The organism is Mycobacterium sp. IDUB_1, from assembly GCF_055419625.1.
Window position 1 is genome coordinate 298,105 of record NZ_JBVAYA010000006.1, and the last position, 8,373, is coordinate 306,477.

8 protein-coding genes are annotated in these 8,373 nt (G+C 68.0%); 5 read left to right on the forward strand and 3 right to left on the reverse strand.

All coding sequences use genetic code 11. The features are described 5' to 3' along the window. Window positions 1-70: 70 nt before the first annotated feature. Genes ACZYYX_RS27765 through ACZYYX_RS27775 form a run of 3 tightly spaced genes read left to right on the forward strand, consistent with a single transcriptional unit; the run spans window position 71 to window position 3,825 of the window. Entirely contained in the window at window positions 71-3,040 is a 2,970-nt protein-coding gene (locus ACZYYX_RS27765; RefSeq protein ID WP_463818030.1) for an acyl-CoA synthetase, read from the forward strand. A gap of 54 nt (window positions 3,041-3,094) precedes the next feature. Then, window positions 3,095-3,622, forward strand: a complete 528-nt coding sequence (locus ACZYYX_RS27770) for a hypothetical protein (RefSeq protein WP_463818031.1) — start codon at window positions 3,095-3,097, stop codon at window positions 3,620-3,622. Continuing rightward, the gene (locus tag ACZYYX_RS27775; RefSeq protein ID WP_463818032.1) at window positions 3,619-3,825 is read left to right on the forward strand and encodes a Trm112 family protein; all 207 of its coding nucleotides are present in this window, start codon (window positions 3,619-3,621) and stop codon (window positions 3,823-3,825) included. The genes ACZYYX_RS27770 and ACZYYX_RS27775 overlap by 4 nt, the downstream gene beginning before the upstream one ends. On the opposite strand, the gene ACZYYX_RS27780 is transcribed toward ACZYYX_RS27775, so the two are convergent. Genes ACZYYX_RS27780 through ACZYYX_RS27790 form a run of 3 tightly spaced genes read right to left on the reverse strand, consistent with a single transcriptional unit; the run spans window position 3,822 to window position 5,979 of the window. Beyond that, window positions 3,822-4,436, reverse strand: coding sequence for a TetR/AcrR family transcriptional regulator (locus ACZYYX_RS27780; RefSeq protein WP_463818033.1), 615 nt, complete (start codon window positions 4,434-4,436; stop codon window positions 3,822-3,824). The genes ACZYYX_RS27775 and ACZYYX_RS27780 overlap by 4 nt on opposite strands. 5 nt (window positions 4,437-4,441) lie before the next feature. After that, window positions 4,442-5,281: an ABC transporter permease gene (locus ACZYYX_RS27785; protein ID WP_463818034.1), complete on the reverse strand. Its 840-nt coding sequence runs from the start codon at window positions 5,279-5,281 to the stop codon at window positions 4,442-4,444. Then, complete coding sequence (locus tag ACZYYX_RS27790; RefSeq protein ID WP_463818035.1) at window positions 5,215-5,979, reverse strand: ABC transporter ATP-binding protein; 765 nt, start codon at window positions 5,977-5,979, stop codon at window positions 5,215-5,217. The genes ACZYYX_RS27785 and ACZYYX_RS27790 overlap by 67 nt, the downstream gene beginning before the upstream one ends. Window positions 5,980-6,040: 61 nt before the next feature. Between ACZYYX_RS27790 and ACZYYX_RS27795 the strand changes: the two genes are divergently transcribed. Both ACZYYX_RS27795 and tyrS read left to right on the forward strand, forming a co-directional pair. Beyond that, complete coding sequence (locus tag ACZYYX_RS27795) at window positions 6,041-6,682, forward strand: DNA-3-methyladenine glycosylase (protein ID WP_463818036.1); 642 nt, start codon at window positions 6,041-6,043, stop codon at window positions 6,680-6,682. Between the two features lie 17 nt (window positions 6,683-6,699). Continuing rightward, window positions 6,700-7,980, forward strand: coding sequence for a tyrosine--tRNA ligase (tyrS, locus tag ACZYYX_RS27800; RefSeq protein ID WP_463818037.1), 1,281 nt, complete (start codon window positions 6,700-6,702; stop codon window positions 7,978-7,980). Window positions 7,981-8,373: the final 393 nt, after the last annotated feature.

Here is an 8,373-nt window from a genome sequence, read left to right on the forward strand (position 1 = left end):
TCTGCTGTGCCATGATGACGTCTGCACTGGGGGGATCAGGGGTTCGGGGTCGGCGATAGGGGAGCAGGCGTTGGTGGATCTCTCGGCGATCACCGGACCGGTCGGCCGACTGGTCGCGACCGCCCAGAACGGTCTCGAGGTGCTGCGCTACGGCGGTCTGGAGACCGGATCGGTGCCCTCACCGTTCCAGATCGTGGAGAGCGTGCCGATGTACCGGCTGCGCCGCTACTTCCCGCCCGACACCCGGCCCGGCGCCAAACCCGCAGGCCCACCGGTGCTGATGGTCCACCCCATGATGATGTCGGCCGACATGTGGGACGTCACCCGCCAGGACGGCGCGGTCGGCATCCTGCACCGCGCGGGCGTCGACCCGTGGGTGATCGACTTCGGGTCGCCGGACAAGGTCGAGGGCGGGATGCAACGCAACCTGGCCGACCACATCGTCGCTCTCAGCGAGGCGATCGACACGGTCAAGTCGGTGACCGGGCGCGACGTGCACGTGGCTGGATACTCGCAGGGCGGCATGTTCGCCTATCAGACTGCGGCCTACCGGCGCTCGAAGGATCTGGCGAGCATCATCGCGTTCGGCTCGCCGGTCGACACCCTGGCCGCGTTGCCGATGAACCTGCCGGCCAGCCTCGCCCCGGCCGCCGCCGACTTCATGGCCGACCACGTCTTCAGCCGCATCGACATCCCCGGCTGGATGGCGCGCACCGGTTTCCAGATGCTCGACCCGATCAAGACAGCCCAGTCGCGGCTGGAGTTCCTGCTGCAGCTGCACGACCGGGAAGCCCTGCTCCCGCGCGAGCAGCAGCGCCGGTTCCTGGCCTCCGACGGCTGGATCGCATGGTCGGGTCCGGCGATCTCGGAATTGCTCAAGCAGTTCATCGCCCACAACCGGATGATGACCGGTGGCTTCTCCGTGCACGGCGATCTGGTCACGCTCTCGGACATCGACTGTCCCGTGCTGGCAGTCGTCGGCGAGGTCGACGACATCGGCCAACCCGCATCCGTGCGCGGTATCAAGCGGGCCGCGCCACAGGCCGATGTCTACGAATTCATGATCAGGGCAGGACATTTCGGGCTCGTGGTCGGTTCGAAGGCGGCCAGCCAGACGTGGCCGACAGTGGCACAGTGGGTGCGCTGGCTCGACGGGGCCGGCGCCATGCCCGACGGTGTCGCGCCGATGGCGCTGCAACCGGCGGCATCGTCGGAGAGCGGTGTCTCGCTCACCTCCCGGCTGGCGCACGGAACCGCCGCGGCGACGGAGATGGCGCTCACGCTGGCGAAGTCGGCCGCCGACGCGCTCGTCGCGGCGAACCGCTCGGCCCGCACGCTCGCCGTGGAGACCGCCCGCACCCTGCCCCGCCTCGCGCGACTGGGACAGGTCAACGACCACACCCGGATCTCGTTGGGCCGCATCATGAGTGAGCAGGCCCGCGACGCCCCGCAGGGCGAAGCGCTGCTGTTCGACGGCCGCGTGCACACCTACGAGGCGGTCGATCGCCGCATCAACAACGTCGTGCGCGGCCTCATCGGAGTCGGAGTGCGCCAGGGCGCCCGGGTGGGCGTGCTGATGGACACCCGGCCCAGCGCGCTGGTCGCGATCGCCGCGTTGTCCCGCCTGGGCGCGGTCGCGGTGCTGATGCCGCCCGACGCCGATCTCGCCACCGCGGCGCGGCTGGGCGCGGTCACCGAGATCATCGCCGACCCGGGCCACCTGGATGCCGCCCGCACGCTCGACACCCGGGTGCTGGTGCTCGGTGGCGGCGAATCGCGCGATCTGCACCTGCCCGACGATGCCGGCGTCATCGACATGGAACAGATCGACCCGGACCGGGTGGATCTGCCCGGTTGGTACCGCCCGAACCCAGGGCTCGCCCGCGATCTGGCGTTCATCGGGTTCAGCACGATCAGCGGTGACATGGTCGCCCGCCAGATCACCAACTACCGGTGGGCGCTGTCGGCGTTCGGCACCGCGTCGGCGGCGAACCTCAGCCGCAACGACACCGTCTACTGCCTCACCCCTCTGCACCATCAGTCGGGTCTGCTGGTGAGCCTGGGCGGCGCGGTCGTGGCCGGTGCGCGCATCGCGTTGTCGCGGGGTCCGCGGCCGGACCGCTTCGTCCAGGAGATCCGGCAATACGGCGTGACGGTGGTGTCCTACACGTGGGCGATGCTGCGCGAGGTGATCGACGATCCTGCCTTCTCGCTGACCGGCAGCCACCCGGTGCGCGTGTTCATCGGTTCGGGTATGCCCAGCGGTCTGTGGAAACGGGTCGTGGAGGAGTTCGCACCGGCGAAGGTCGTCGAATTCTTCGCAACCACCGACGGGCAGGCTGTGCTGGCCAACGTCGCGGGCGCCAAGGTGGGCAGTAAGGGCAGGCCGCTGCCCGGTGGCGGCGAGATCGCGCTGGCCGCCTACGACCCGGAGGACAACCTGATCCTCGAAGACGACCGCGGGTTCGTCCGTCGCGCCGACACCAACGAGGTCGGCGTCCTGCTCGCGCATCCGCGCGGCCCGGTCGACCCGCTGGCGTCGGTCAAGCGTGGAGTGTTCGCACCCGCCGACACCTGGGTGTCGACCGAGTATCTGTTCCGCCGCGACGAGGACGGCGACTACTGGCTCGTCGACACCCGCGCAGCGGTGATCCACACCGCCCGCGGACCGGTGTTCGCGGCCACCGTCAACGACGCAGTCGGGCGTCTCGGCGCGGTCGACATGGCCGTCACCTACGCGGTGCCCACCAAGACTCAGACGCTAGCGGTGACCGCCCTGGCCCTGCGTCCCGGCGGCAGCGTCACCGCCGCCGATGTGTCCGAGGCGCTGGCCGATATACCTGTCGGCGCCGCACCTGACATCGTGCACGTCGTGCCCGATATGACACTGACCGCCACGTACCGGCCTCTGGCAGGGCCGATGCAGGCCGACGGTGTTCCGAAGGCGTCCCGTAACGCCTGGTATCGAGACGCCGATACCCATCTGTACAAGCGGTTGACTGCGGCTGTTCGCAGCGAGATTGCCGGCACACAGCAGTGATGCCCGGTGCGCGCCTCACTGTTAGGCTCGCGCTGGCGACTCCGAGGAGGATTCATGTCACCACGCAATTGGCGCCGCGCCGCCGGGACCGCGCTTGCCGGTGCCGCGCTGGTCGGAGGCATTGCCGCGGGGCTGTCGGCTCCGCTGGCGGCCGCTGATCCGGCCGCAGCGCCGTCGACAGGCGATGCGCCTCCGCCGGTGTCACCCGATCGGATCCTCGTGATGATCAACGAGCAGTACAACACCGGGTCGGGCGGCGGTCAGGTCTCGAAGCTGATCGATCAGGTGATGACGCTGCGCATGCAGGGCTTCAAGCCTTCGCGCGCCAATACCGCTGCCCTTGCGGACGCCCTCGACAAGCGTCCGAATCAGGCTCCGCTGGTCGAGGCTCTGCAGGCGACGCTCGCGACGCAGCGCAAGATCAAAATGCAGGCAGCCAATCAGGTCCAGCAGCCCGCGGTGCCGCCGCCGGCGACTCCGGGCATCGTGCAGGCGCCGATGGGGCCGAATTGGGGTCCGGGTAACCCGATGATCAAGGATCCCGACGACAACATCTTCCCGATGCCCGGTCGGACGGGATGACGCTCGAACCCGCACTGCTCGAACTCCTCGTGTGCCCCCAAGATCGGGGTCCCCTGCTCTATGTCGACGGGTGTCTCTACAACCCCCGTCTGCAGCGCAAGTACCGCATCGACGACGGCATCCCGGTCCTGCTGATCGACGAGGCCGTCACCGTGGACGACGACGAGCATCGGCGCCTGGTCGCCGCGGCGAGCGAGTCCTAACCGAGCCCGGGGAGATCGCCGGTCAGGTAGCGCTGCAGATTCGGTGCGATCGTCTCCACGACCTGGTCCACGGGTAGGGATCGGAACGGTTCCAGCTCGAGGATGTAGCGCGCCATCACGACGCCGACCAGTTGTGATGCGACGAATTGGACGCGGATTCGGCCGGTGCCGGGCGGATCGTCCACCCGGCCGCCCACTTCCGCGGCGATGACGTCCTGCAGGAAGCTCCGCACCATCGAGACGTCGCTGCCGGCCAGCATGGACCGCAGTGTGGCGATGAATCCCTTGCCCAGCTCCGAATCCCAGAGCGGCAGCAGAAGCGACGGCAGGACATGGCCGATTTGATCGACCGGGACCTCGCGCAGCGGACCGATCACCGTCATGGGGTCGATCGGGATGTGGATCGCGGCGGCGAACAGCTGGGTCTTGGTGCCGAAGTAGTGGTGAACCAGCGCACCGTCCACGCCCGCTCCCGCGGCGATGGAGCGGATCGATGTGTTGTCGAAACCATTGCGGGCGAACAGGTCTCGTGCGACGGCCAAGATGCGATCGCGGGTGTCCGACGCGCCGGGGGGACGTCCCGGACGTTTGCGATCCTGCTCGGTCGTCACGGTCGCTACGGTGTCCTTCGCCTCAGTGTCGCTGCGGCCAGGGCGAGCGCCGACACCGCGAAGGCGGCGACGATCAGCAGATCGCGGACGGCCAGCGACGTCAGCTCGGCGTGGGCGCCGACCTGGCGGAGTGCCTCCAGAGCGTAGCTGGCCGGCATCGCGTTGCTCACCCACTGCAGCCAGTCGGGTAGCTGCTCGCGCGGCACGACGATGCCGCAGAGCAGCAGCTGCGGCGCGATGACCAGCGGCATGAACTGCACGGCTTGGAACTCGGTGCGTGCGAACGCGCTGCACAGCAGGCCCAGCCCGACCCCGAGCACGGCGTTGACGATCGCGATGACGAACACCCACACCGGGTTGCCTGCCGTCTCGAGATCCAGCAGCCAGAACGACACCAGGCACGCCAGGGTGGCCTGGGCGGCTGCGGCGAGCGAGAACGCTGTTCCGTAACCGGCGAGCAGGTCGAGGCGGCCCAGCGGGGTGGTGAGGATGCGCTCCAACGTGCCGGACACCCGCTCGCGCTGCATGGTGATCGAGGTGATCAGGAACATCACGATCAGCGGAAAAACGCCCAGCAGCACCAGGCATGCGTTGTCGAACGGCGACGGTAGTCCCGGTCGGGTCGGTACCGCGTCGAACATGAAGTACATCAGCGCGATGATCAGACTGGGCACCACCAGGATCATCGCGACGCTGCGGTGATCGCTGGCCAACTGCCGCAGGATGCGGACGGTGGTCGCGAGGTAGGCGCGCGGCGCCAGGTTCGCGCGGCCCGACGTCAGGCCGGTGCGGCTGCGGTGTCGCGCCGGATGACGGACAGGAACGCCTCGTCCAACGACTGACATGCGGTGTCCTCTCGGAGTTGGTTCGGAGTGGTGTGCGCCAGGAGGCGTCCCTCGCGCATGAGAAGCAGGTCCTGACAGTGGTCTGCCTCGTCCATGACATGGCTGGACACGAGGAGCGTGGTGCCGCGTCGCGCGAGAGCGGCGAAGCGGTCCCACAGTTCTGTGCGCAGAACCGGGTCGAGGCCAACGGTCGGCTCGTCGAGGACCAGCACCTCGGGATGGCCCACCAGCGCACAGGCCAGCGACACCCGCGTGCGCTGACCGCCGGAGAGATTGCCCGCGAGCGCGGTGCGATGGCTGTCGAGACCGACGGCGGCCAGGGCGTTGTCGACGTCGGTGGCCTCGCTGCCGTAGAGCGCGGCGAAGTACCGCACGTTGTCGACGACGCGGAGATCCGGATAGACGGTCGGCTGCTGCGTGACGTAGCCGACTCGGTGGCGCAGTTCGGCGCAACCGGCGGGCAGCCCGAGCACCCGCACCATGCCGCTCGACACCACCTGGGTGCCGACGATGCTGCGCATCAGCGTGCTCTTGCCGCACCCGGAAGGCCCCAGCAATCCGGTGATCGTGCCGCGGTCCACGCGCAGCGTCACGCCGTCGATCGCAGTCCTGCCACCGCGGCGTACGTGCAAGTCCTCGACCTCGATGGCGGCGGGCGTCGCCTCGACCCCTAATTCATCATTCGATGAACTCATCATGCGATGAATACTGCGCCTGGCAACGGGACGGTGTCAAGACCCGGCCGTAGGATGGCCCGACATGGTGGACGGCGGCGACATCGAACGCCCCGCCGGGGCGCAGCGTCTGGCTGTGGACCCCGTCCTTGCAGCGCAGATGCTGCTCGGTGCCCGGCTGACGGGACGCGATGTCACGGCCACGATCGTGGAAGTCGAGGCCTACGGGGGTCCGGATGACGGGCCCTGGCCGGATGCGGCGTCGCACTCGTTTCGCGGGCGCGGGGGACGAAACACCGTGATGTACGGGCCGCCGGGTCGGCTGTACACCTATCGAAGTCACGGGATCCACGTGTGCGCCAATGTGGTGTGCGCCACCGACGGTGTCGCGGGCGCGGTGTTGCTCCGAGCGGCCGTCATCGAGGATGGCGTGGGTCCGGCCCGGATGCGGCGGGGCGAGCTGGTCACGGAGTTCGCCCTGGCGCGCGGGCCGGGCAATCTGTGTTCTGCGCTGGGCATCGAGATGGGAGACAACGGCCTGGATCTCTTCGATCCGCTTGCGCCGGTCCAACTTTCACTGGCGCGCCCGCTACCTGGGGCGGCGGGGCCCCGGACGGGGGTCAGCAAGGCTGCCGATCGGCCGTGGCGCTTCTGGGTGCCGGGTCGTATGGAGGTATCCCCCTATCGGCGCAGCCCGCGGGCACCCGCTCCCGGCGAAAGTGACTAGTACGGGAAGATCGGTGGGTGGGCAGCAACATCCTCGAGGAATTGGACTGGCGCGGGCTGATCGCGCAGTCGACCGACCGTGACGCATTGGGCGAAGCCCTGGCCGACGGACCCGTCACCGTGTATTCCGGGTTCGACCCGACCGCCCCCAGCCTGCACGCCGGGCACCTCATCCCGCTGCTGACCCTGCGGCGATTCCAACAGTCCGGGCACCGCCCGATCGTGCTCGCGGGCGGCGCGACCGGAATGATCGGTGACCCGCGTGAGGTCGGCGAGCGCACGATGCAGACCGCCGACACCATCGCCGAGTGGGCTGTACGCATCCGGGGTCAGCTGGAGCGGTTCGTCGATTTCGACGACTCACCCACCGGCGCGATCATCGCCGATAACCTGTCCTGGACTCAGGAGATGTCGGCCATCGAATTCCTCCGTGATGTCGGCAAGCACTTCTCGGTCAATGTGATGCTCGACCGGGACACGGTGCGTCGTCGTCTCGAGGGCGACGGCATCTCCTACACCGAGTTCAGTTACATGCTGTTGCAGGCCAACGACTTCGTGGAGTTGCACCAGCGGTACGGGTGCACACTGCAGATCGGTGGCTCCGATCAGTGGGGGAACATCATCGCCGGCGTCCGGCTGGTCCGGCAGAAGGCCGGTGCCGGGGCGCATGCGTTGACCACTCCGCTGGTGACGGACTCCGAGGGGCGCAAGTTCGGCAAGTCCACCGGGGGCGGCAGTCTGTGGCTCGATCCCGAGATGACCAGCCCGTACGCCTGGTACCAGTACTTCATCAACACCGCCGATGCCGACGTCGTGGGATATCTGCGGTGGTTCACGTTCCTCGACGCAGCCGAGATCGCCGCGCTCGAGGAAGCCACCGCGGAGCGACCGCACGAGCGCGCCGCCCAGCGCCGTCTGGCGCGCGAGCTCACGACGCTCATCCATGGTCAGGCGGCCACCGACGCAGTGGAGCACGCGAGCCAGGCGCTCTTCGGTAGGGGAGAGCTCGCCGATCTCGACGAGCCCACCCTTGCGGCCGCGCTGCGGGAGGCCGGCAACAGCGAGGTCGTGGAAGTGCCTCCCGCAGGGCAGGATTCGATCGTCGACCTGCTGGTGGCGACGGGTCTCTCGGCGAGCAAGGGTGCCGCTCGTAGGACGATCGCCGAGGGTGGAGTGTCGGTGAACAACGTGAAGATCGCCACAGAAGAGTGGACGCCGCAGGCGTCGGACTTCCTGCACGGTCAGTGGCTCGTGCTGCGCCGCGGTAAGCGCAACATCGCCGGTGTCCGCAGAGCGTGATGGCGACGGGGCTGCAATGTGCAGGTCAGAGGGTTTTCACGGCGTGGGAACAACTACGCGCGTCCGCGCGTTGTCATCTCAGCAGTCAACGCACGCTTGCCGTGCGCGCGCTGGGATCAGGGCGAAAAACCGGTTCTAGCAGGCCATTTGACTCCGCGTTATCCCTGACGTAACTTATCGGAGTCGCTGCGACACGGGCCCAGCCCGGAGAGCGCGGCCGACTCCCGAGAGGTCACTCACTTTGGTGAGAGTCCTCATCTGCCCGCAGTAGATATCGCGGCTTTTCGCCGCGAGATCTTTGCGCGTCAGTCGGGGCTGTTGTTTGAGAACTCAATAGTGTGTTTGGTGGTTTTTGTTTGTTGTTTTTTGTTGTGTCCGCATTTTCCCGTTTGG